Source organism: Streptomyces sp. NPDC001941, assembly GCF_040296945.1.
Taxonomy (GTDB): Bacteria; Actinomycetota; Actinomycetes; order Streptomycetales; family Streptomycetaceae; genus Streptomyces.
Genome location: NZ_JBEOYE010000015.1, coordinates 74,601 through 94,780 on the forward strand (window position 1 = coordinate 74,601; position 20,180 = coordinate 94,780).

Sequence of the window (20,180 nt, forward strand, 5' to 3'; positions counted from 1 at the left end):
GGGACGCGCCGGGAAGCCCTTGATGGCCCGTCAGATGTGCTTGGCCAGCCGCTCCAGGAGCGGTGCGGCTGCGGCGAGTTGCTCCAGTTCGGTCCGGCTGAAGGCGCCGCCGCGCAGGACCCCGGAGAGGAGTTCGGTCCGCTCGTTGCGCTTGTTCTCCAGGGCCCGCTGCCCCGCGTCGGTCACCGAGAGGACCATGCGCCGTCCGTCGTCGGGATCGCGCCGCCGCTCCACCAGGCCCCGGTCGCGCAGCGCGGTGAGCGTGGCACCCATGGCCTGTGCGGTGATCTGGACCTCGCGGGCCAGCTCCGCGGCGGTGGTGGGCCCGGAGCGGTCGAGGCAGGACAGGGCGCTCCGCTCGGGGATGGAGAGCCCTTCCTTGATCGGGACCTGGCGCACCCGCCGCGCCAGCAGACCGAAGCCGGCCAGGAGGTCGGCGGCGATCCGGTCGGTGTCGGGCGGGCCCGGAGGACCCGGGGCGCCCAGCTCATCGTTCATATTGCTAAGGCTACCTTATAAGTCTGCCTTAGTTAATTGCCGGTGCGGCCCCCGGGGGCGGCCAGGGTGGTCGGCAGGAGGAGTTCCGGGGAGCGTCCGGCCGCCAGGACGGCGTTGGACGCGGCGTCGACGAGTTCGTTGAGGACGCCCATGGGCACGCCGGTGTCGGCGACCTTCGCCTGGAGCCCCAGGAGCACGGGCAGGCCACGGCCCACGACGCCGTCCCAGAAGGGGCTCTTCGGGAGCCGGAGCTGGTCGGCCTCGCGCGGGCCGATCATGAAGCGGATCATGCTCGACAGCAGCGGCTTGGTGATGTCGGGCAGCGGGGTGCGAGCGGCCACCGCGCCGACCGTGGCCGCCATCACGGCGGCGCCGTCCTCAGTGGCTTTGGCGTACTCGGCCTCGAACAGCCGGTGGACACGACGGGCCTCGGCCGGGTTCGTAGGCACGTTCGCCACGCCCAGCAGGTGACCGGCCACCCTCCCCATGTGGATGAAGTCCGCTTCCTGCTGGGCGGTCATCGGGATGTCGACGCGCTCCAGGACGCCCAGGACGTACGGGAAGAAGGCGCCCCAGTCCGCCAGCAGCGCGTACTGGCTGAACGGGACGCCGAAGCGCGCGGTGTCCCAGTGGCCCGAGTTCAGCAGGAGGTGGTTGAGGGCGGCGTGCACCAGCCGCGTCTTGAGCCAGAGCACCACCGCCGTACCGGTGGGGCCGAACGCGCCGGGGCGGCCCTGGGACTCCAGCACTTTGCCGACCTTGGCGACCATGAGCGGCATCTGGTCGCCCTCGACCGCCCCGGCCAGGACCGCGGCCGACCCGGGGTGGCGGATGTGGTCGGTCGCCGTGGCGACCGCCGTGAGCACGAGCGGTACATGGCGCTGGGACGCGTACCGCTGCGCCCGCTCCAGCGCCGCCGGGTCCACCCACGCGGGCAGCTTCCGCGCCGACTCCAGGAAGGACGCCAGCTTCGGCGGGAGCCCCTCGGGCAGCGGCTGGCCGTTGGTCTTCCACCGGGTGAGCAGCTGGTTGACCTTCGCGACCTGGCCGCGCGCGAAGAGGTCGTCCACGACCGCGTTGGCCTCGGCGTCCCCGACCTGCTTGAGGCGTTCGAGGTCCTGCGGGCCCGGCTCGGCGGCCTTCGCCGCGACCGCGGTCACGTCCGGCGGCGAGGCGGCGTGCGCGGCGACGGGCGCCAGGCCCAGGCTCGCGGCCAGCGTCAGGGACAGCACGGGGGAAACGCGCACGCCGTTCTCCAGTCCACACTCAATGCGATCATGCGATTACTGAATGTGGATATCACCGCTCGCGCACCGCCGCCTCCCGAAGGGCGGGGTGTGACGCCTCCCGAAGGGCGGGGCGCAACGCCTCCGGAGGGGACCCGCGTGACGCTTCCGGACCGGAGGGGACGCACGTGACGCCTCCCGCCCCTCACTCCCCCAGCAACGCCCCCCTCCGCCACACCGCCCGCGTGTTGAGCGTGTCCGAGATCGTGGCCGTCGGGTCCCCGTCCACCAGGAGCAGGTCCGCGCGCAGGCCCTCCGCGACCTTGCCGCGGTCGTCGAGCCCGAAGCGGCGCGCCGTGGTCGAGGTGGCCGCGCGCAGGGCCTGGACCGGGGTGAGGCCGGCGCGGACCAGGTACTGGAGCTCGTGATGGACGCTGGCGCCGTGCGCGAGGCCGCCCAGGAACGGCAGCGGCATCGAGACGTCCGTACCGGCGAGCAGGTCGACCCCCGCGTCGCTCAGCGCCTTCACCGAGGCCAGTACGTCGTCGATGTCGCCCTGCGGGTAGTGGCCGAAGCAGGAGCGCAGGGCCTTGTCCCACTCGGGGTCGAGGCGCCCGGCGACGCGGGGGTCGTCGGCGAGATCGGCGCCGGTGATGCCCATCATCGAGGCGTTGAGGACGACGCAGGGGACGACGAACGCGCCCGCGTCCTTGATCAGGGCGATGACCTCGTCGGTGTGGGGCCGGTCCATGAACAGGTGGGCCAGGCCGTCAATCCCCGCCTCGATCGCCATCCGGGTGGCGTCCACGGTCAGCGCGTGGGCGACGGTGAGCATGCCGTGCCGCTTGGCCTCGGCCACACCGGCGTTCAGCGTGACCTGGTCGAGGACGGGCAGGCCCGGGTGCCCTTCGACCGTGCCGTCGTCGACCATGAACTTGATGTAGTCGGAGCCCCGCTCGACCAGCTGCGGGATGAACGCGACCGCCTCCTCGGGCGTCGAGGAGAACGGCATCAGGGGCGCCGGTCCCGCGTGCCCGCCCGCACCGGGCGGCGGACCGGGGCGGAAGCCCTCGGGGAACAGTTCGCTGGGGTGTCCGCCCGGCGGGGTGATCCCGAACCCCGACGACCGTACGTCCGCGACCGTGTCGTCCTCGGTGATCCGGGCGCGGTTGTCGCGGGTGTGGGTGCCCTGCATCTCCAGTTCGGTGGTGACGCCGAAGCGGAGGGCGAGCGCGAGCGCGTCCGGGTTGGTGTGCACGTGGGCGTCGATCAGCCCGGGCAGCAGCGTGGCTCCGGACGCCTCGTGGACGCGGGCGCCCTGCGGCACCTCTCCGCCGACCTGGACGATGCGCCCGCCGTCGATGCGCTACAGCCAGGACTCGACGGCGTGGACGGCGGAGCGGAGGCGGCGCGGGACGGACGCCGGGAGCTGAGCGGAGGCGCCACGGGATGGCCGCCGGGAGCCGAGCGGAAGCGCCGCAGGACGGGTGCCGGGAGCTGGATGAAGGCACCTTGGGGCGGCCCGTGGGACGGGACGCCGGGAGCCGAGCGGTCACCGGCGTACGGGCGCGGTACCGCTCCCGTACGCCGGTGCCCTCGGCCGCGTCTTCTGCTACACCCGAAGCAAGGGCGTTCGGCAGGAGCGTTCCCGGCCGAGGAGGCGCCATGGCACGGCACACGAACGGCGGGCCGGGGGCGACCGGCCGCCGCATGGTCACCGACGGCGGCATGGAGACCGACCTGATCTTCCACCGCGGCGTGGACCTCCCCCACTTCGCGGCGTTCCCGCTCCTCGACGGCGGGCGCGGCAGACAGCTGCTGACCGGCTACTACGCCGGTTACGCGACCGTCGCCCGGGCGGCGGGCGCGGGGCTGATGCTGGAGGCCCCGACCTGGCGGGCGCACCCGGACTGGGGCCCGCCCCTGGGGTACGACGACGCCGCTCTCGCGCGCGTGAACCGCGACGCCATCGCCTTCCTGGGCACGCTGCGCGACCGCTTCGCCGTCGACACGGGACCGGTCGTCGTGGCCGGGATGGTGGGACCGCGCGGGGACGGGTACGCGGCCGACGCCACGATGACCGTCGAGGAGGCGGCCTCGTACCACCGGCCGCAGATAAGGGCGTTCGCCGACGCGGGCGCGGACATGGTGTGCGCGTACACCCTCACGTACGCGGAGGAGGCCGTCGGCATCGTGCGCGCGGCCGACGAGGCGGGGCTGCAGGTGGCGGTGTCCTTCACCGTGGAGACGGACGGGCGACTGCCTTCGGGCACCCTGCTCGCCGAGGCCGTGGAGATCGTCGACGAGATCGCCGCGCCGTCCCACTTCCTCGTCAACTGCGCCCATCCGCGGCACGTGCGCCGGGCCCTGGAGACCCCCGGGGACTGGCGCGCCCGCATCAGGGGCCTGCGCTACAACGCCTCGGCCAAGAGCCACGCCGAACTCGACGAGGCCACCGAACTCGACGAGGGGTCACCCGGGGAGCTGGCCGGGGAGCACGCGCGACTGGCCGCCCTGCTCCCCCGGCTGGAGGTGCTCGGCGGCTGTTGCGGGACGGACGCCCGGCACGTGGCCGCGCTGTGGGGGGTGTCGGGCGCCGCCGGGAACGGCGCGCCCTGAGAAACGATTCACCGGACGCTCCGGCCGGCCCCTGGGGTCGGGGTGGGGTCGGCCGGAGCGTCCGGTTGTCTGGGGGGAGTGCCTCGCGCCGTCAGGCCGTGGCGAGGAACTCCAGGGTGTCGATCACGCGGTTGGAGAAGCCCCACTCGTTGTCGTACCAGGCGACCACCTTGACGTGGCGGCCGTCGACGCGGGTGAGGGCCGAGTCGAAGATCGACGAGGCGGGGTTGCCGGTGATGTCCGAGGAGACCAGCGGGTCGTCCGAGTACTCCAGGACGCCGGCCAGCGGGCCTTCCGCCGCCGTGCGGTAGGCGGCGAGGATCTCCTCGCGGGTCACGTCACGGGCGACCGTCGTGTTCAGCTCGACGATCGAACCGACCGGGACGGGTACGCGGATGGAGTCGCCGGACAGCTTGCCGTCCAGGTTGGGCAGTACCAGGCCGATCGCCTTGGCGGCGCCGGTCGTGGTCGGCACGATGTTGACGCCGGCGGCACGGGCGCGGCGCGGGTCGCGGTGCGGGCCGTCCTGGAGGTTCTGCTCCTGCGTGTAGGCGTGCACCGTCGTCATGAACCCGTGCTCGATGCCGGCGAGTTCGTCGAGGACGGCGGCCAGCGGCGCGAGCGCGTTGGTGGTGCAGGACGCGCTGGACACGACGGTGTGCAGGGCCGGGTCGTACGCGTCGGTGTTGACGCCGAAGGCGAGGGTGACGTCCGCGCCGTCCGAGGGCGCGCTGACGAGGACCTTCTTCGCGCCCGCGTCGAGGTGGGCGCGGGCGGCCTTGGCGGAGGTGAAGCGGCCGGTGGACTCCAGGACGACGTCCACGTCGAGCTCGGCCCACGGCAGCTGCGCCGGCTCGCGCTCGGCGAGGACCTTGATGCGACGGCCGTCGACGACGAGGGTGTCGCCCTCGACGCTCACCGGGCGCCCGAGCCGCCCGGACGTGCTGTCGAAGGCGAGCAGGCGGGCCAGGGCGGCGGGCTCGGTCAGGTCGTTGACGGCGACGACCTCCAGGGAGCTGTCTCGCTCCAGGAGCGCGCGCAGCACATTGCGTCCGATGCGGCCGAAACCGTTGATGGCGATGCGAGTCATGAGTGGTGTCCCTTCCCTCGCCACCAAGATTGGACCGTGGGGAGCGCCGTCGACAGTGGCGGGATCGCCATGGTTCAAAAGGATCCCGCCATCAGGGGAGGGAAGAGTGCCCGGCGCGGGGCGGGTGCTGACCGGGCGAGTGCTGAGCGGGCAGGTGCTGAGCCCATCCCACAGGCGGGCGAGCGCTTCGGGCGGCTCACTCACCCCGGGTGAAGGTCCGCCGGTACTCGGTCGGGGTGGTGCCCAGGATGCGCTGGAAGTGCAGGCGCAGGTTGGCGCCGGTGCCCAGGCCGATGTCGGCGGCGATCTGCTCGACGCTGCGCTGCGAGCGTTCGAGCAGTTCGCGGGCGAGGTCGATGCGGGCGCGCATCACCCACTGCATCGGGGTGTAGCCGGTCTCCTCGACGAAGCGGCGGGAGAAGGTGCGGGCCGAGACCTCGGCCTGGCGCGCCAGGACGTCGAGGGTGAGGGGCTCGCCGAGCCGGTGCAGGGCCCACTCGCGGGTGGCGGCGAACCGTTCGCCGAGCGGTTCAGGGACGCTGCGCGGCACGTACTGGGCCTGCCCGCCGCTGCGGTAGGGGGCGGCGACCAGGCGTCGGGCCGCGTGGTTGGCCGCGGCGACCCCGAGGTCGCCGCGCAGGATGTGCAGGCACAGGTCGATGCCGGAGGCGGCGCCCGCGGAGGTGAGCACGCTGCCCTCGTCGACGAACAGCACGTTCTCGTCGACCTGGACGAGCGGGTGCCTGGCCATCAGGGCGCGCGTGTAGTGCCAGTGCGTCGTGGCGCGCCGGCCGTCGAGCAGCCCCGTGGCGGCGAGCGCGAAGGCACCGGTCGAGATCGCGGCGAGCCGGGCGCCCCGGCCGTGGGCGGCGACGAGCGCGTCGACGACGGCCGGGGGCGGGTCCTCGCGGTCGGGGTGGCGGTAGCCGGGGATGAAGACGATGTCGGCCCACGCGAGGGCGTCCAGGCCGTGGGCGACGCTGTAGGCGAGCCCGTCGCCACCGGTGACCAGACCGGGGGTGGCGCCGCAGACGCGCACTTCGTACGGCATGCTCGCGCGGGTCGTGAAGACCTGCGCGGGGATGCCGACGTCGAGGGGCTTCGCGCCCTCGAGGACGAGGACGGCGACGCGGTGGAGGGCGGAGGAGGAAGCGGCTGGCACGGGACGAGGGTATGCGGGGTGAGGGGTGCGGGGCGGGAGCGGGACCGGCGGCTGGGGCCGGAGTCTGTCGAGTACTCGCCATGGCGGCGGCGCCCGGCCCGGGCAGGCGTGAGCGGCCTGGTGGCCAACGGGGCGCCGTGGACTCGGGGTTGATGGCGTCGACGAAAGGGCGGGCGGCTTCCGGCCCGGACCCGGGTTCGCGGGCGACACCGAGGTCCATTGTCAGACCCCACCCCCACACTGCGGGTATGGAGACGAACCGACCCGATCCCGGGTTCTACGAGGAACAGGCGGCGGCCCTTCGCGTGATCGTCGCGCACGCCGCCGCCCACCCGCACCTGGCGGCCGCGCTCGCCGCGGTCAGCCTGGACGCACTGGAGGCGGACGCGCTGACCCCCGCCGAGCTGGACCAGGCGGCCCGCTGGTGCGACCGCGAGGCCGCCGTGGCGGACGCCCTGGCCGAGCGGCACCAGCGGGCGGCGGAGGCGGGGGTGCCGAACGCGGCGTACCGCTGCGTGTGCGGCTGCTCGGCGATACGGCACGCGGCCCGGGTGACGGACGACCGCAGGGTCCCGTGCACCCGCACCGGATGCGCGTGCGACGACCTGACGTACGCCCCGGTGGCCGCGGCCTGAGGGAGCGCGCACGGGGGAAGCGACCGGGGCCCCTGGCGGGGTGCGCCAGGGGGCCTGGCGGGGTGGGTGTTGGGGTTGGGTACGGGGTGCCGGGTGCGGGGACCTCACTCACGGGGTGTGCGTCTGCGGTGCCGCGCGGCGGGGGCCGGGGCGGGGGCCACGGCGAGCAGGACGTCGACGGGGTGTCCACGGCAGGTGCAGCGGTACGGGTCGAGGGTCCGCCCGTACAGGGGTTCGCGCACGATGCGCTCGGCGCCCAGGGTCCACAGGGCGAAGGTGCCCGCGCCGAGGATGAGGCTGACGCCGCAGAGGAAGACCGTCCAGAGGTGGGCGGGGTTCACGGGCGGCCCCGCGCGGGCGGGCCGGGAGTCGCCGCCGTGTCGGGGGCCTGGGCTCCCTCGGTCGGCTCAGGGGTGAAGTCAGGGGTGAGCTCGAACCAGACGGTCTTGAGGTGCTGCGCGCCGGTCTGGCCTTCTTCGTGCAGGAAGGAGCCCCAACGGGTGGCGAGTTGGTCGACGAGGAGCAGGCCCCGCCCTCCGGTGTCGTCCGGGCTGGGTTCGGACGGCCTGGGACGCTGGTGCGCGGCGTCGTCGCGCACTTCGACGCGGATCCCGGCGCGGGTGCTGGTGACTTCGACGCGGAGGTGCCGCTCGGCGGTGTGGTGGAGGACGTTGGTGGCGAGTTCGGAGATGCAGAGGCGGGCCCGGTCGACGAGTTCGCGGTGGTCGGCCGCGACGCAGACGGCGGCGAGCCAGTCGCGGCATACGCGCACGCTGGACGGGGCATTGGGGGTGCACGACAGGTAGGTCTGCACGTCACCTCCGGGTGGGGTCGGTGGGCGGGGCGGTAAGGCGGTGGTGGTCATGTGGGTCGTCTCCCAACGCTCGTGCGCCGCACGGACATCGCCGTGGCCCGGACCCGCCCGGGCACGCGGATGGGCGTGCGCGGGCTGCTGCACTTCGGGGTGCCGTGGGGCGCGGTGCGCTGTCGACGATAGGGCAGCCGGTTCACATGTGAACCTCAAATAGGAAACATTGTGGAACGTGGTGGACCCCGGGATGGCGACGGGCCAGACTGATCACTGACGGACTGGGAGGTTCGATGCCACCTCGTAAGGCTCCAACTGCACGACAGCAGCGGCTCGGTACCGAGCTGCGCAAGATGCGCGAGCACGCAGGGCTGTCGTCCAACGAGGCGGCCGCGATGGTGCGCACCGACCGCACGACGATGAGCGGGATAGAAGCCGGCCGGATCGGCGTGAGCGAGGAACGCGTCCGCACACTCGCGACCGTCTACCAGGAGTCTGACGAGGCGTACGTGAACGCCCTGGTCGCCATGGCCGAGGAACGCCACCGAGGATGGTGGGAGGAGTACCGCGACACCCTCGGCGCCAGTGCACTGGACCTCGCGGAACTGGAGCACCACTCCGTCAGCTTCCGCTACCTCCAGATCACCCACATCCCCGGCCTGGCCCAGACCGAGGACTACGCCCGCGCGGTCTTCAGCCACGCGGTGCCGCGGCTCAGCCCCCAAGCCCTCCGCCAGCGCCTGTCGCACCGCTTGCGCCGCAGGGACGTCCTCGACCGCGCCCCCGCTCCGGACTGCGTCTTCATGATTCACGAGGCGGCGCTCAGGATGCAGTTCGGCGGCCCCAAGGTGGCGGGCGCCCAACTCGACTACCTGCTCGACGTCGCGGAGAGGGACAACGTCGACGTGCGCGTGATCCCGTTCTCGGCGGGCGGATTCCCCAACGCCGGAACATCGGTGGTGTACGCGCGCGGTCCGGTCGAGCAACTGGACACCATCCACCTGGACCTGCCGATGGGCGGCACGTTCATCGACTCCGAGATCACGCTCAAGAACTACCGTACGATCCTGGACGAGGCGCACGAACTCTCGCTGGACCCGGCCGCCTCGCGGGAGTTCATCAGCGGCATCGCCAAGCAACTCTAAGGACGAACCATGCCGATCACCTGGACGAAGTCGTCCTACTCCACCGACACCGACAACTGCGTGGAGTTCGCCGAGGGGCCGAACCCGGTCCCCGTGCGTGACAGCAAGCGGCCCGAAGGGCCGCACCTCGCGTTCCCGCGCGACAGCTGGACGACCTTCGTGGACGCCCTCAAGGGCGAGGCGACCGAGGCCGCGCGCTAGGCCGGCGCACGACCCGCCCCCCACCGTGCGGTGGGGGGCTTTCCGTTGCCCAACGACGCTTGGCATATGCCGGTTCACATGTGAACCGTTCTACAGGTAGTACGGTGCTGGTTCACACGCTAACTTATTGTCGCGGCTCCTCGACACGCACCGAGTCGAACTCACCCAATACCAGCGAGCTTTGACGACACCGACAGGAAGTGCCGCCTTCGGGCAAGGCCCAGTCCTGCGCTGCGGCCCGCCAGCAGAGCATCACGACCACCACGCCACCACGAACCTCACCGAAGCCTGGGGGCACCCCTATGCACACCCACTGGCACACCTACACCTGGGACGGGCTCGCCATCCCCACCACCCATGTGCGGGCTCGGGCCTCCAGCTCCTCGCCGCCGTTCGACCCGGCAGACTGGCTGGCCAAGCCCTTCGACCTCCACCGCGCCGTCCTCGTCCGGGCTTCCGACGCGGAGAGCTGGCTGAACGCACTCCTGACCGATCTCCCCGCCCTGGCAGGGCAGTTCGGGCGCGCCGAACTCCTCTCCCGTACCGCCAAGGACCTCGACGCCGGGCGCGACGTCACCTGGCGCTACCGTACGCACGACGCACGCCATGTCATCGCCGCAGCCGTACGCTGCCCGCGCCTCGAACACCCCTGCCCCACAGGGCACTTCACGCCCAGCGTGGAGCCCTGCCGCTCCACGGCGGCGCTCCCCTGAGGCACGCCCCGGCACCCGTCCAGGCTCAGGCGGTCGGCCGCCGAGGGGCGCTCGCCACCCCCACGCTCCTGCCGCTCAGGGCGGAGTCCAAGGTCTCCTGGGCCGTACGCATCGACGCGGCGTACACCGCCTCACCCATGCGCTCCCAGGCACGCTCCGGTGAGACGTCCTCGACGCGGCTCACCACCCACCAAATGTTGCCGAACGGGTCCCGTACCCGCCCACCTCGGTCGCCCCACGCGCTGTCGGCGATCTCGGTGACCACCTGGGCCCCGTGGCTCACGGCCGCCGCCATCGCGGCGTCCGCGTCCGGGACGTAGACCCTCAGCAGCGAGGGCATCACCGGCCAGTCGGCGCGGCGGTCGAAGGCGAGCACCACCGTGTCGCCGACGCGGATCTCGCCGTGGCCGATGCTGCCGTCCTCCACCGGCACCCGGGCGAGCTCCTCACCGCCGAACGCCGCCGTGATGAAGTCGAGGAGCGCTCCGGTGTCATCGGTGACCACCCACGGTGCGACGCTGGTGTAACCCTCGGGTGCGGTGTGCTTCATCGCTCTCGTACTCCTTCGTGTCGTGCGGTTCCCGGCGATGTGAGGACCCTAGGGAAGAAGTAGGCCAGCTTCCGTCCTAGATGCGGGCCGCAGGGGCTCCCTCCAGGAGGTGCACGGCGGATCATGCCGCCGCCCTGCCCCAGACCCCCGGCGTGTGGTTGGATCTCTGCCTGCCGTACCGAACACGGGGACGTCGGGACGGCACGGTCGGACGGACACAGGGGGAAGCAATGGCCGCTCGCGCGGTGCTCTTCGCACTCGACACCAAGGACGTCGACCGGCTCCTCGCCTGCCGGGGCGACGACGAGGTCATGGAGGTCGTCGAGGAGGTCGAGGAGCGCTGGGAGGAGGACCACGTCTGCGAACTGGACAAGTCCTGGGACGCCCTCCACCGCTGCCTGACGGACGGCCAACTGAGCTTTGAGAACGGCGACTTCCCTCTGTCGCACGCCATCCTTGGCGGCGCGCCACTGCTCGACGGTGAGGACTACATCGTCAGTTACGTCACGGCCGACGAGGTGCGAGCCGTCGCCGCGGCGCTGGAGCCGCTCGACCGCGAGTGGATCGGGGAGCGGTTCGCGAGCCTCGCGTTCGACGACTACCAGGGGCCCGGGGACGCGGATGACGTCGCGTACACCCAGGCGTTCCTCCCCGACCTCCAGACGTTCTACCGAACGGCGGCGCGCGAGGGCCGCGCCGTGGTCTTCACTGTCGACCAGTGAGGCCGGCGGGCGGCGTCCGGCCCGTACGACGCCCGCGCCCACCCCGCGCTACCCAGCACCCTCCCGCCGGAAGGAACCGATCGCACGATGGCCCGATGGATGGTCCTCGCCGTCCCGCTCTCCGGACTCGCGGACAGCAACCGCGACGCCCAGGTGGTGGCGGAGTTCGACGGCACCGAGGAGGAGGCCGGGGCGATGCTGTGGGAGGCGGCGAACACGTATGAGCACCGGCTGTGGAAGGTGCGCCGCCGGGAGGTCTTCCGGGTGACGGACCGGTCGTACTTCATCCGGATCCACGGCCGGATGGCCGCGTACGGGATCCTGATCCAACTGGCCGAGAAGATCTACGACTCGGCGGCGAAGACGAGCGACCCGACGGACACCCCGTACGGGCAACCGGAGGACCGCAACCCCTGGGCGTGACGGGCCGATCGGCGCGAGGGGGACGGTTTCACTCCTCGGCGTCGAGCGTACCCTCGCCGCTCCCCTCGTACGGGCACCACGAGAAGCCCTCGCGGTACGGGACGAACGCCGGCCCCGCCCCCAGCTCCCGGCCCATCGCCTCGGAGAGCACCAGACCGGGCAGCCCCTCGCCCGCGAGCTCTTCCAGGAACTCCTCTCTCAACTCGGCGAGGTCGATCACGCTCTCGGGATCGAAGCCCACGCACGCCGCCCGGTATCCGCGCAACTCCGACAGCACTCCGTACAGCCCCGTGGTGAGCTGGGTGAGTTCGGCGGCCTTCATCGGGATCCGCTGCGCGCTGTCCTCGTTCGCCAACCCGTACCCGACGTTCCTGGCCACCAGCGAACACAGCCAGAACTCGTTGCCGTGGTAGCCCTCCCACCTGTCCAGGGTGGGCTCGAAGAACCGGATGGCGTGCGGCCCGGCGGGCAGCACCGGCGGCGGGTCGAGCGTGCGTACCGCCGCCTGCGCCGCGTCGTGGTCGTCACCGAAGTTCACGACCAGTTCGTAGATGACGGCCATGTGCCGATGCCCTCGCCCCTCCCCCGCTGGGGGCAGCCCCCGAAGCGGTGCCCCGTTCTTCCGTCAGGGCCTTACGGTACGCCGTCGGGCTCACCCCCTGGATCCGTTTGAAGGCCGCGCTGAAGCCGAACGCGTCCGCGTAGCCCACCCGGCGCGCCACCGACGCCACCGTGGCCTCCGGGCGGCGCAGCAGGTCGGCGGCGAGGCTCATGCGCCAGTCCGTGAGGTACGCCGCGGGGCCCTCGCCGACCAGGTCCGTGAAGCGCTTGGCGAGCGTCGTCCTCGACACCCCTACGCGCGCGGCCAGTTCGGCCGTCGTCCAGGGGTGCGCCGGGTCCGCGTGGAGGGCGCGCAGGGCCGGTCCCGCGACCTCGTCGCCGTACGCGGCGTACCACTGCGGCGCCCGGGCCTCGGGGCGCTCGAACCAGTCGCGCAGGGTGCACACCAGCAGCCAGTCGAGCAGCCGGTCCAGGACGATCTGGCGGCCCGGGCGGGAGTCGGTGAACTGCGCCTGGAGGTAGTCGCGCAGGGGTGCGCAGTCCTCCTCGTCCGGCACCACGAGGACCGGCGGGAGCACCTTGAGCAGGCGGCGCGGTATCTCCGCCGCCACCTCGTAGGCCCCGGCGAGCAGCACCGTGGAGCCGGTCAGGTCCAGGTCGCCGTCGGACGTGCACGACACCTCGCGCGGGGTCGCGGCCCGCGCCGGGTCGTCGGTGAAGACGAAGGGCCGCGGGCCCCGTACGATCGCGGCCTCCCCGGTCCGTACGAGACGCGGCTCACCGTCCTCCGGGACGATCCAGCCCTCGCCCCGGAACGGCAGGCACAGCGTCAGGTACGCGCCGTCCGTGAAGCGCACCGACCACGGCGACCAGAGCACCGCTCGCCCGAAGGCGGACCCGGTGCCGCGCACACCCCGCAACAACTCGTCGAACACGTCCATGCGTTCAGCCTATGTGCCGGACCACCCGTCGGACCTGCGCGTGATCGGGCCCGCACACGTGCCCATCCGGACACACGCCCATCCGGACACATGCCTATGCGCGGCGCACAGACGGCCATGTCCGGGCGGGGGCGCGGCTGGTGTGCTGGGCGCATGACGACGAACGATTCCTCATCGACCACCACTCCCGCTTCCGGTGCTTCCCCCTCCCGCCCCGTCCTGGTGCTCGCCGCCAGTGGCAAGAGCGGGCGCCGGGTGGCCCGTCTGCTGGGCGAGGCGGGGGTGCCCGTGCGGGCCGCCTCGCGGTCCAGCGCGGTGCGCTTCGACTGGGCCGAGCCCGCCACCTGGGCGCCCGCCCTGGCCGGGGTCGGGGCCGTGTACCTGGTCGCACCGGACGACCCCGCCCCCGTACGCGACTTCGTGTCCGAGGCGCTCTCCTCGGGCGTGCGCAGGTTCGTCCTGCTGTCGGGGCGCGGCATCGACCACGCGGTCGGCTCGGCCTTCGGCGAGGGGATGCTCGTCGCGGAGGACGCGGTACGGTCCTCCGGCGCGGAGTGGACCGTCCTGCGCCCCAACAACTTCTTCCAGAACTTCACCGAGGACCTGTGGCACGCGCCGGTGGTGGCCGGTCGCCTCGCGCTCCCGATCGGTGACGTGCCCGAGGCCTTCGTGGACCTGGACGACGTCGTCGAGGTCGCCGTGAGGGCGCTCACGGCCGGGGAGGGTGAGCACGTGAACGCCGTCCACGAGATGTCAGGGCCCGAAGGTCTGACGTTCGCGGAGGCCGTGGCCGTGGTCGCGGAGGCGGCGGGCCGTCCGGTGGCGTACGAGGAGCTGACTCCGGCGGCCTACCGCGAGGAGCTGCGCGCGGCGGGGGTGCCCGAGGAGGCGGTGTCGGCCCTGGATGCCCTCTTCGCCCTGCACCGCGCGGGGCACACCGCCGAGCCCGCCCGGGGCGTCGAGGCCCTGCTGGGCCGGCCGGCGAACGGCTTGGAGGAGTGGGCGAAGGCGCAGGCGGCGCGGGGGGCGTGGGCGCGGTAGGCGATGCGTACGCGGGGAATCCGGCCCCCGGCGGGCAGTGCGTGGGAACCGTGCGCTGCCCGCCCGGGGCCCCGACGCTGCCCCCGCGTACCTGGCGCCCCCGCCCGCGCGTCGCGTATCGAGGAGAAGCAGACTCAACCCGCACCGCATCCGAGGCGAGGCCCCGTGCACGAGCGCAGGAAAGACGCAGACGCCAGGACCACCGGCGACCGTACGGCCGCGTCCCGCACCCCGGACGCGCCCGCGCAGGCGCGCGGGCTGCTGGGGTTGCAGGGCTCGGCGGGCAACGCGGCCGTCGTGCAGATGCTCCGCCGGTCCGGACCGCCCTCGGTGCAGGGGCGCCACGACCACGGCGCCGGTTGCGGTCACGAGGAGGACGAGCAGGCAGACGTGCAGCTGTCGGCGGCCGAAGGCGGCACCGTCCAGCGGTCCTCGGTGCACGACGTGCTGCGCTCCCCCGGGAGCCCGCTCGACAGCGCGACCCGCAGCGACATGGAGGGCAGGCTCGGCGCCGACTTCTCCGACGTGCGCGTCCACCGGGACAGCGCCGCCAAGGCCTCGGCCGCCGAGGTCGGCGCCCGCGCCTACACCTCGGGCAACCACGTCGTCATCGGCGACGGCGGCGGCGACAAGCACACCCTCGCGCACGAGCTCACTCATGTGATCCAGCAGCGCCAGGGCCCGGTGTCCGGCACCGACAACGGCTCGGGGCTGAAGGTGTCCGACCCCTCCGACCGCTTCGAGCGGGAGGCGGAGGCGAACGCGACGCGCGTGATGCGCGCTCCGGCGGTGCGCGCCGCTCCCGCGCCGCAGGAGGCGGGGCAGGAGCAGGAAGCGGAGTAGGAGCAGGAAGCGGAGTAAGCGCAGGTGAGGGGCGCTGGGAGGGCGGCTCCTTAATCGGTGTCACTGACCGGAACCCGCTGCTACGGTGGCCGGATGGCATCGATCAAGGAATTCCAGGTCACGTTCGACTGTGCGGAGCCCGTACGCGTCGGACGGTTCTGGTGCGAGGTGTTGGGGTACGTGGGGCCGGCCGCCCCGGAGGGCTTCGAGTCCTGGGACGCGTACGACCGCTCGCTCCCCGCGGAACAGCAGGGCTCGTGGTTCGCGTGCTCCGACCCGACCGGTGCGGGGCCCCGGATCTACCTGCAGCGGGTGCCCGAGGGCAAGGTGGTCAAGAACCGGCTGCACCTCGACGTGCGCACCGCCACCGGTCTCGTGGGCGAGGAGCGCGTGAGGGTGCTGGAGGCCGAGTGCGAGCGCCTGGTGGCGCTCGGCGGGACGCGGGTGCGTCTGCTGGTGGCCGACGAGGAGAACGAGTCGTGCCTGGTGATGCAGGACGTCGAGGGCAACGAGTTCTGCCTGGACTGAGCGCGGGACGAACGCCGAACGGGGGCGCGTGACGGACACGGCGAGGTGCCGTGTCCGTCACGCGCCCCCGTCCTCCGTCCTGGGACCCCGCGATGGTGATGGTCCGTCAGCCGCCCTGGCCGGCGCTGCCGATGGGGCCGACCTTGACCTGCGCGCCGCCGCCCTCGGTGACGGGCAGGCTGGCGCCGCCCGGCCAGGCGAGCGTGACCGTGTTGGTCTCGTTCGGGGGCGTCACCAGCAGGCCGGTGATCCGCACGCCGGAGCCGCCGGTCTTGTTGAAGGGGTAACTGATGCCGAACCAGGTGGACTTGCCGCTCTTGAGGACGGACGTGTCGCCCTTCTGTCCGGTGCGCGCGGCCGACACGTTGCCCGCGTTGGTCTTCAGGTCCACGCCCGCGTAACCGGTGAGGGTGCAGTCCTTGCCGCTCTTGTTCTTGAACTCGACGACGACGGTGCCTTCCTTGTCCCCGTCGATGGTGCGCTCGACCGCCGATATCGCCAGGTCACCGGTGCGGCACTTGCCGCCCTGACCGCCCTTGCCGCCCGCGCCGCTCGCGCCGCTCGCGTCGGAGCCGCCGGAGGCGCTCCCGCCGGTGGCGCCCTGGCCGCCGGAGCCCTTCCCCGCCGAGTCCGTGCCCGAAGTGCCGCTGCCGGAAGAGTCCTTGCCACCGCTCTGCGCCGCACCGCCCGTGGACGAGGACGAGGCCGCGGAGGAGGGTGAGCCCTGTCCCGCGCCCGTAGCGTCGTCCCCGTTCTGGCAGGCCGTGAGCGCGAGGCCCGCGGTGACGGCCAGGGCGGCGAGGGTGAGCTTGTGAACGCGCATGGAGTGCACCTCGTAGGTCGGTTGAGGGTGTGGGTCCCACCGCGAACCGGTCGGTGCGGGCGGGCCCTTGTACTCACCAAGAGGCACCCGGCACCCCGAGCCGTTCCACCGGTCGGCGCGCTCGTACATTCCTGTTACACCCACTACTCGAACTCCACACGCTCCACCCGTGCCGATGCGGGCCACACCGTCTCTGACGGGCAGTTTTCCGCGGCGCCTCCGCCTGGGACAGGGCTGTAACACGGGTGATCTTGACGAGAGTTCACGAGTGCGGCCCGCACGGACGGTACCCCGCGCGGGCCACCGGCGCCCGGCCGTGCCGTCAGGCGGTGGCCGCTGCCGTGGCCGCGACCGTGGCGGCGATGACGGCCGCCTGCATGTCCTGGATCGCCTTGCGGACGCTCTCGGAGGCCCACTGTCCCTCGGCGATCTCCGCCATGCGCCCGCTGACCTGCTTGCGCGGGACCCCGGGGAAGGCCAGGGCGTGGAGCTTGGCGGCGTGGAGGAGCGCGACGAGTCCCGCCGTACGCACGTCGGGCTCCGCCCCCTTGAGCACCACCGCGCCCAGCCGGGCCCGCAGCTCCGCCTCGACCGTGCCGTCGGCCTCGGGGTAGCGGCGGACCGGGAACAGGCCCAGTGCCTTGCGCTGCTCCTCGACCACGATCCCGCGGTCGCGCAGGCGGTCCAGCGTGGCCTGCACCGACTTGATGTGGTCCTTGGACAGCCACTGCGTGACCTGGCGCTTGTCGCGGCCGCGCAGCCACGTCTGGATCAGCTCGACCCGGCCGTCGAGCAGGGGGTCCCCGGTCGGGGTCTTCGCGTCGACGAGCGACAGGTACTTGCCCGCCACCGACACCCGCTCGGCCAGGACCAGGTCCAGCAGGATCCCGCCCGCCACGGCCCAGCCGGCGGCCTGGCGCTGCTTCGCCGAGCCCGAGTCGTCGTCCAGCGACAACAGCATGACCTCTTCGGCCAGCGTGACCTTCGTCGTCTCCATGGTCCTGTCCCCCGTTCCCCCGGGCTGCCGCCCGGGCCGCTCCGTTGCCTCTGCTCCTGCTGCTTCTGCCCAGTCCGACGTACGGCTACCGGGCGTAGTTCCCGGCGCACCATTCGCCCGGGATCGCGTACGTCAGTGCTTGCGCGACGGGCGCTTCGCCTTCGCCTTCGCCGCCGGGTCGTACGAGCGCAGCGGCTTGCCCTTCGGGGACCGCACCTGGCTCGACGGGAGCGTCTCGGGGGAGGACTCCGCCGGGGCGGGGCCCGGCGCCTGCGAGGGCGACGCCTGCCACGACGGGGCCGTGGTCGGGGACGTCGGGGACGGGGCCGCGCTCGTCGGCGGGCGGGACGTGGGCGCGGACGGCTCGGCCCGGCCGCCCCCGTCCGAACACGCCGTGAGCAGCGCGAGAGCCAGTACGGACGCGGCGCCGAGTGCGGCGCGCGAACGGGTCGTCACGGATTCCCCCTCATGTTCCCCCGGAAGTGCCCGCACAGTAGATCACGTACGGGTGCGGGCACTCCTGGCGGCCTCCGGGCGACCCGGTCGGCTCCGGGCGGCTCCGCTCAGCCGATCGGATCCGACGACTCAGCCGATCAGGTCCGGCGACCTCAGCATCCGCTCCGGGATCCCGAAGGCGTCCACGAGGTCGACGGCGAGGGGGCGGACCTTGCGGCACAGGTCGTTGATCTCCCGGCTGATCGCCTTGGAGCGCTGGATCGTCAGCCGCCCGTGCTCCATGAACCACGCCCGGTCCGCCTCGATCGTCGACAGCGCGAAGAGATCACAGAGCAGCCCGAGCGCCACCTTGTTGTCGCCGTCGGGGACCGAACGGGTCCGCTCGACGAACGCTTCGAGCACCAGGCGCTCCATGTGCGCGCGGGCCACGGCGATGACGTGGTCCTGCACGCGGGAGAAGACGGCCCCCGGGTCGAGCCCCTGGTCCGTGCCGCGCTTGATGCGGCGGGCGACCCCGGCCAGCATGTGCTCCTCGCGGTAGCGCAGCATGGCCAGGTGGTACTCGGAGTCCAGGAGCCCGGCCTCCTGGTCCCATTCGTCGCCGCCGGGCAGCAAGTCCCGTACGCGCTCCAGGAGTTTGTGCACGGACGTCTTCTCGATGACGGTCTCGACGGCGAGTTCGGTCACGTAACGGACCATGCCGAGCTGGTTCATGTCCTCGAACGCGTCGGCGTAGTGGGTGAGCAGGCCCTTGGCGACGAGCTGGAGCAGGACGTGGTTGTCGCCCTCGAAGGTGGTGAAGACGTCGCTGTCGGCCTTGAGGGCGGCGAACCGGTTCACCGACAGGTACCCGGCGCCGCCGCACGCCTCGCGGCACTCCTGGATCGTCCGGGTGGCGTGCCAGGTGGCGAGCGCCTTGGTGCCGGCGGCGCGCGACTCCAGCTCGCGGCGGGTCTGCTCGTCGTCCCTGAGCCCGGAGAAGACCTCGTGGAGCTGGGTGCGCACGACGTCCTGGGCGAAGTGCAGGGCGTAGGTGTGCGCGAGCAGCGGCAGCAGGCGGCGCTGGTGCATGCCGTAGTCGAGGAGCAGCTGCTCGCCGGAGTCGGGGGTGGCAGTGAACTGGCGCCTGCGCACGGCGTACTTGACGGCCACCGCGAGGGCGACCTTGGCGGCGTTGACGCCCGCGCCGCCGACGCTGACGCGGCCCTGGACGAGGGTGCCGAGCATGGTGAAGAAGCGGCGGGAGGGGTTGTCGATGGGGCTCTCGTAGACGCCTTCGGGGGTGACGTCGGCGAACCGGTTGAGCAGGGCCTCGCGCGGGACCCGGACGCCGTCGAACCAGATGCGGCCGTTGTCGACGCCGTTGAGGCCCATCTTGCGGCCCGCGTCCTCGATGCGGACGCCGGGGGCGGGGGCGCCGCCGACGCGGATCGGGACGAGGAAGGCGTGCACGCCCTCGGACGTGCCGCCGACCTCCAGCTGCGCGAAGACGACGGCGAGTTCGGCGTGGCGGGCCGCGTTGCCGATGTAGTCCTTGCGGGCCTGGTCGTCGGGGGTGTCGATGACGAACTCGGCGGTGTCCGCGTCGTAGGTGGCGGTGGTGCGCAGCGCCTGGACGTCGGAGCCGTGGCCGGTCTCGGTCATGGCGAAGCAGCCCATGAGGGCGCCGGTGACGGCGTCGGGGAGGTGGGCGCGGTGGTGGCGCTCGGTGCCGAGCTGGAGGACGGCGCCGCCGAAGAGGCCGAACTGCACGCCGGTCTTGACCAGGACGGACAGGTCGCCGTACGCGAGGGTCTCGAAGGCGGCGATGGAGGCGCCGATGTCCCCGCCGCCGCCGTACTCCTCGGGGAAGCCCATGCCGGTCTGCCCGGTGGCGGCCATCTTCACGACGAGGTCGCGCACCCGCTCGCGGAAGGCGTCGGTGTCGAGCCGCTCGGCGTCGTCCAGGATCTCGGCGTGGGCGGTGAGGTTGGTGCGCACGAGGTCGCGGACGTCGGCGTAGGGCCCGTCGAGGAGGGCGGTAAGGGCGGGTACGTCGAGGGTGGGCTGGACGTAGCCGGGGGTGGGGCGGGGTGCGGCGGGGGGCGGGGTGGCGTCGGTGGGCATGTGGGGCTGGTACCCGGCCGGGGGGCGATCAAGCTGGGGGTTGCGCCGGTCGGCGCAGTGTGCCCGGTAGCCCGGACCCGGCCTGGCCCGTA

General features: G+C 72.7%; 22 protein-coding genes and 2 pseudogenes. 10 read left to right on the top strand and 14 right to left on the bottom strand.

From position 1 onward, the window contains the following. Positions 1-30: 30 nt before the first annotated feature. The 3 genes and pseudogenes from ABT160_RS13905 to ABT160_RS13915 all read right to left on the bottom strand — a co-directional run. Positions 31-498 (bottom strand): MarR family winged helix-turn-helix transcriptional regulator, encoded by a 468-nt coding sequence (locus ABT160_RS13905; protein ID WP_351647181.1) that lies wholly within the window; start codon positions 496-498, stop codon positions 31-33. 32 nt (positions 499-530) lie between these two features. Further along, complete coding sequence (locus ABT160_RS13910) at positions 531-1,745, bottom strand: oxygenase MpaB family protein (RefSeq protein WP_351647183.1); 1,215 nt, start codon at positions 1,743-1,745, stop codon at positions 531-533. Between the two features lie 184 nt (positions 1,746-1,929). After that, positions 1,930-3,087 (bottom strand): annotated as a pseudogene (locus ABT160_RS13915) (metal-dependent hydrolase family protein); the annotation flags it as partial. A gap of 302 nt (positions 3,088-3,389) precedes the next feature. Between ABT160_RS13915 and ABT160_RS13920 the strand changes: the two are divergent. Further along, positions 3,390-4,343: a homocysteine S-methyltransferase family protein gene (locus ABT160_RS13920; protein WP_351647185.1), complete on the top strand. Its 954-nt coding sequence runs from the start codon at positions 3,390-3,392 to the stop codon at positions 4,341-4,343. 91 nt (positions 4,344-4,434) lie between these two features. Here ABT160_RS13920 and gap read toward each other — a convergent pair whose 3' ends face one another. Together gap and ABT160_RS13930 are read right to left on the bottom strand one after the other, a co-directional pair. Continuing rightward, complete coding sequence (gene gap / locus ABT160_RS13925) at positions 4,435-5,433, bottom strand: type I glyceraldehyde-3-phosphate dehydrogenase (RefSeq protein WP_351647187.1); 999 nt, start codon at positions 5,431-5,433, stop codon at positions 4,435-4,437. Positions 5,434-5,629: 196 nt separating this feature from the next. Further along, a complete protein-coding gene (locus tag ABT160_RS13930) occupies positions 5,630-6,595 on the bottom strand; it encodes a GlxA family transcriptional regulator (protein WP_351647189.1) in 966 nt (321 codons plus the stop codon). A gap of 248 nt (positions 6,596-6,843) precedes the next feature. Between ABT160_RS13930 and ABT160_RS13935 the strand changes: the two genes are divergently transcribed. Beyond that, positions 6,844-7,230 (top strand): hypothetical protein, encoded by a 387-nt coding sequence (locus ABT160_RS13935; RefSeq protein WP_351647191.1) that lies wholly within the window; start codon positions 6,844-6,846, stop codon positions 7,228-7,230. Positions 7,231-7,334: 104 nt separating this feature from the next. Here the strand turns inward: ABT160_RS13935 and ABT160_RS13940 are convergent, their stop codons facing one another. Together ABT160_RS13940 and ABT160_RS13945 are read right to left on the bottom strand one after the other, a co-directional pair. Continuing rightward, positions 7,335-7,571: a hypothetical protein gene (locus ABT160_RS13940; protein WP_351647193.1), complete on the bottom strand. Its 237-nt coding sequence runs from the start codon at positions 7,569-7,571 to the stop codon at positions 7,335-7,337. Beyond that, the gene (locus tag ABT160_RS13945; protein WP_351647195.1) at positions 7,568-8,044 is read right to left on the bottom strand and encodes an ATP-binding protein; all 477 of its coding nucleotides are present in this window, start codon (positions 8,042-8,044) and stop codon (positions 7,568-7,570) included. The genes ABT160_RS13940 and ABT160_RS13945 overlap by 4 nt, the downstream gene beginning before the upstream one ends. Before the next feature lie 287 nt (positions 8,045-8,331). On the opposite strand from ABT160_RS13945, the gene ABT160_RS13950 reads away from it, so the two are divergent. From ABT160_RS13950 to ABT160_RS13960, 3 genes are all read left to right on the top strand, one after another. Then, a complete protein-coding gene (locus ABT160_RS13950) occupies positions 8,332-9,183 on the top strand; it encodes a helix-turn-helix domain-containing protein (RefSeq protein WP_351647197.1) in 852 nt (283 codons plus the stop codon). A 9-nt stretch (positions 9,184-9,192) separates the two neighbouring features. Beyond that, complete coding sequence (locus ABT160_RS13955) at positions 9,193-9,384, top strand: DUF397 domain-containing protein (RefSeq protein ID WP_351647198.1); 192 nt, start codon at positions 9,193-9,195, stop codon at positions 9,382-9,384. A gap of 302 nt (positions 9,385-9,686) precedes the next feature. Beyond that, complete coding sequence (locus tag ABT160_RS13960) at positions 9,687-10,097, top strand: hypothetical protein (protein ID WP_351647200.1); 411 nt, start codon at positions 9,687-9,689, stop codon at positions 10,095-10,097. 25 nt (positions 10,098-10,122) lie between these two features. Here ABT160_RS13960 and ABT160_RS13965 read toward each other — a convergent pair whose 3' ends face one another. Continuing rightward, the gene (locus ABT160_RS13965) at positions 10,123-10,647 is read right to left on the bottom strand and encodes a VOC family protein (RefSeq protein ID WP_351647202.1); all 525 of its coding nucleotides are present in this window, start codon (positions 10,645-10,647) and stop codon (positions 10,123-10,125) included. Positions 10,648-10,877: 230 nt separating this feature from the next. Between ABT160_RS13965 and ABT160_RS13970 the strand changes: the two genes are divergently transcribed. Both ABT160_RS13970 and ABT160_RS13975 read left to right on the top strand, forming a co-directional pair. Beyond that, entirely contained in the window at positions 10,878-11,369 is a 492-nt protein-coding gene (locus tag ABT160_RS13970) for a YfbM family protein (protein WP_351647203.1), read from the top strand. A gap of 87 nt (positions 11,370-11,456) precedes the next feature. Further along, on the top strand, positions 11,457-11,792 hold the full coding sequence (locus ABT160_RS13975; RefSeq protein ID WP_351647205.1) for a hypothetical protein: 336 nt from the start codon (positions 11,457-11,459) through the stop codon (positions 11,790-11,792). 28 nt (positions 11,793-11,820) lie between these two features. On the opposite strand, the gene ABT160_RS13980 is transcribed toward ABT160_RS13975, so the two are convergent. After that, the gene (locus ABT160_RS13980) at positions 11,821-12,354 is read right to left on the bottom strand and encodes a hypothetical protein (protein WP_351647207.1); all 534 of its coding nucleotides are present in this window, start codon (positions 12,352-12,354) and stop codon (positions 11,821-11,823) included. After that, complete coding sequence (locus ABT160_RS13985; protein ID WP_351647208.1) at positions 12,317-13,294, bottom strand: AraC family transcriptional regulator; 978 nt, start codon at positions 13,292-13,294, stop codon at positions 12,317-12,319. Before ABT160_RS13985 ends, ABT160_RS13980 begins: the two co-directional genes overlap by 38 nt. A gap of 153 nt (positions 13,295-13,447) precedes the next feature. On the opposite strand from ABT160_RS13985, the gene ABT160_RS13990 reads away from it, so the two are divergent. The 3 genes and pseudogenes from ABT160_RS13990 (at position 13,448) to ABT160_RS14000 (ending at position 15,706) form a co-directional block, all read left to right on the top strand. After that, positions 13,448-14,335: an NAD(P)H-binding protein gene (locus ABT160_RS13990; RefSeq protein WP_351647210.1), complete on the top strand. Its 888-nt coding sequence runs from the start codon at positions 13,448-13,450 to the stop codon at positions 14,333-14,335. 165 nt (positions 14,336-14,500) lie between these two features. Continuing rightward, positions 14,501-15,142 (top strand): annotated as a pseudogene (locus ABT160_RS13995) (eCIS core domain-containing protein); the annotation flags it as partial. Between the two features lie 129 nt (positions 15,143-15,271). Continuing rightward, positions 15,272-15,706, top strand: a complete 435-nt coding sequence (locus ABT160_RS14000) for a VOC family protein (protein WP_351647212.1) — start codon at positions 15,272-15,274, stop codon at positions 15,704-15,706. 106 nt (positions 15,707-15,812) lie between these two features. On the opposite strand, the gene ABT160_RS14005 is transcribed toward ABT160_RS14000, so the two are convergent. The 4 genes from ABT160_RS14005 to ABT160_RS14020 all read right to left on the bottom strand — a co-directional run bounded on the left by ABT160_RS14005 (position 15,813) and on the right by ABT160_RS14020 (position 20,088). After that, positions 15,813-16,529, bottom strand: coding sequence for a DUF4232 domain-containing protein (locus ABT160_RS14005; protein ID WP_351647214.1), 717 nt, complete (start codon positions 16,527-16,529; stop codon positions 15,813-15,815). 322 nt (positions 16,530-16,851) lie between these two features. After that, positions 16,852-17,526 carry a GOLPH3/VPS74 family protein gene (locus ABT160_RS14010; RefSeq protein WP_351647216.1) on the bottom strand — a complete coding sequence of 225 codons (675 nt, stop codon included), beginning with the start codon at positions 17,524-17,526 and terminating at the stop codon, positions 16,852-16,854. Positions 17,527-17,658: 132 nt separating this feature from the next. Then, positions 17,659-17,982, bottom strand: a complete 324-nt coding sequence (locus ABT160_RS14015; protein WP_351647217.1) for a hypothetical protein — start codon at positions 17,980-17,982, stop codon at positions 17,659-17,661. Between the two features lie 129 nt (positions 17,983-18,111). After that, positions 18,112-20,088 carry an acyl-CoA dehydrogenase family protein gene (locus tag ABT160_RS14020; protein WP_351647219.1) on the bottom strand — a complete coding sequence of 659 codons (1,977 nt, stop codon included), beginning with the start codon at positions 20,086-20,088 and terminating at the stop codon, positions 18,112-18,114. Positions 20,089-20,180: the final 92 nt, after the last annotated feature.

Bases quoted from the DNA above. Each gene is read 5' to 3' on its own strand.
- ABT160_RS13985 (WP_351647208.1), bottom strand. From the start codon at position 13,294: ATGGACGTGTTCGACGAGTTGTTGCGGGGTGTGCGCGGCACCGGGTCC.
- ABT160_RS14005 (WP_351647214.1), bottom strand. From the start codon at position 16,529: ATGCGCGTTCACAAGCTCACCCTCGCCGCCCTGGCCGTCACCGCGGGC.
- ABT160_RS13960 (WP_351647200.1), top strand. From the start codon at position 9,687: ATGCACACCCACTGGCACACCTACACCTGGGACGGGCTCGCCATCCCC.
- ABT160_RS13990 (WP_351647210.1), top strand. From the start codon at position 13,448: ATGACGACGAACGATTCCTCATCGACCACCACTCCCGCTTCCGGTGCT.
- ABT160_RS13965 (WP_351647202.1), bottom strand. From the start codon at position 10,647: ATGAAGCACACCGCACCCGAGGGTTACACCAGCGTCGCACCGTGGGTG.
- ABT160_RS13955 (WP_351647198.1), top strand. From the start codon at position 9,193: ATGCCGATCACCTGGACGAAGTCGTCCTACTCCACCGACACCGACAAC.
- ABT160_RS13905 (WP_351647181.1), bottom strand. From the start codon at position 498: ATGAACGATGAGCTGGGCGCCCCGGGTCCTCCGGGCCCGCCCGACACC.
- ABT160_RS13970 (WP_351647203.1), top strand. From the start codon at position 10,878: ATGGCCGCTCGCGCGGTGCTCTTCGCACTCGACACCAAGGACGTCGAC.
- ABT160_RS13950 (WP_351647197.1), top strand. From the start codon at position 8,332: ATGCCACCTCGTAAGGCTCCAACTGCACGACAGCAGCGGCTCGGTACC.
- ABT160_RS13935 (WP_351647191.1), top strand. From the start codon at position 6,844: ATGGAGACGAACCGACCCGATCCCGGGTTCTACGAGGAACAGGCGGCG.
- ABT160_RS13975 (WP_351647205.1), top strand. From the start codon at position 11,457: ATGGCCCGATGGATGGTCCTCGCCGTCCCGCTCTCCGGACTCGCGGAC.
- gap (WP_351647187.1), bottom strand. From the start codon at position 5,433: ATGACTCGCATCGCCATCAACGGTTTCGGCCGCATCGGACGCAATGTG.
- ABT160_RS13920 (WP_351647185.1), top strand. From the start codon at position 3,390: ATGGCACGGCACACGAACGGCGGGCCGGGGGCGACCGGCCGCCGCATG.
- ABT160_RS14000 (WP_351647212.1), top strand. From the start codon at position 15,272: ATGGCATCGATCAAGGAATTCCAGGTCACGTTCGACTGTGCGGAGCCC.
- ABT160_RS13980 (WP_351647207.1), bottom strand. From the start codon at position 12,354: ATGGCCGTCATCTACGAACTGGTCGTGAACTTCGGTGACGACCACGAC.
- ABT160_RS14010 (WP_351647216.1), bottom strand. From the start codon at position 17,526: ATGGAGACGACGAAGGTCACGCTGGCCGAAGAGGTCATGCTGTTGTCG.
- ABT160_RS14020 (WP_351647219.1), bottom strand. From the start codon at position 20,088: ATGCCCACCGACGCCACCCCGCCCCCCGCCGCACCCCGCCCCACCCCC.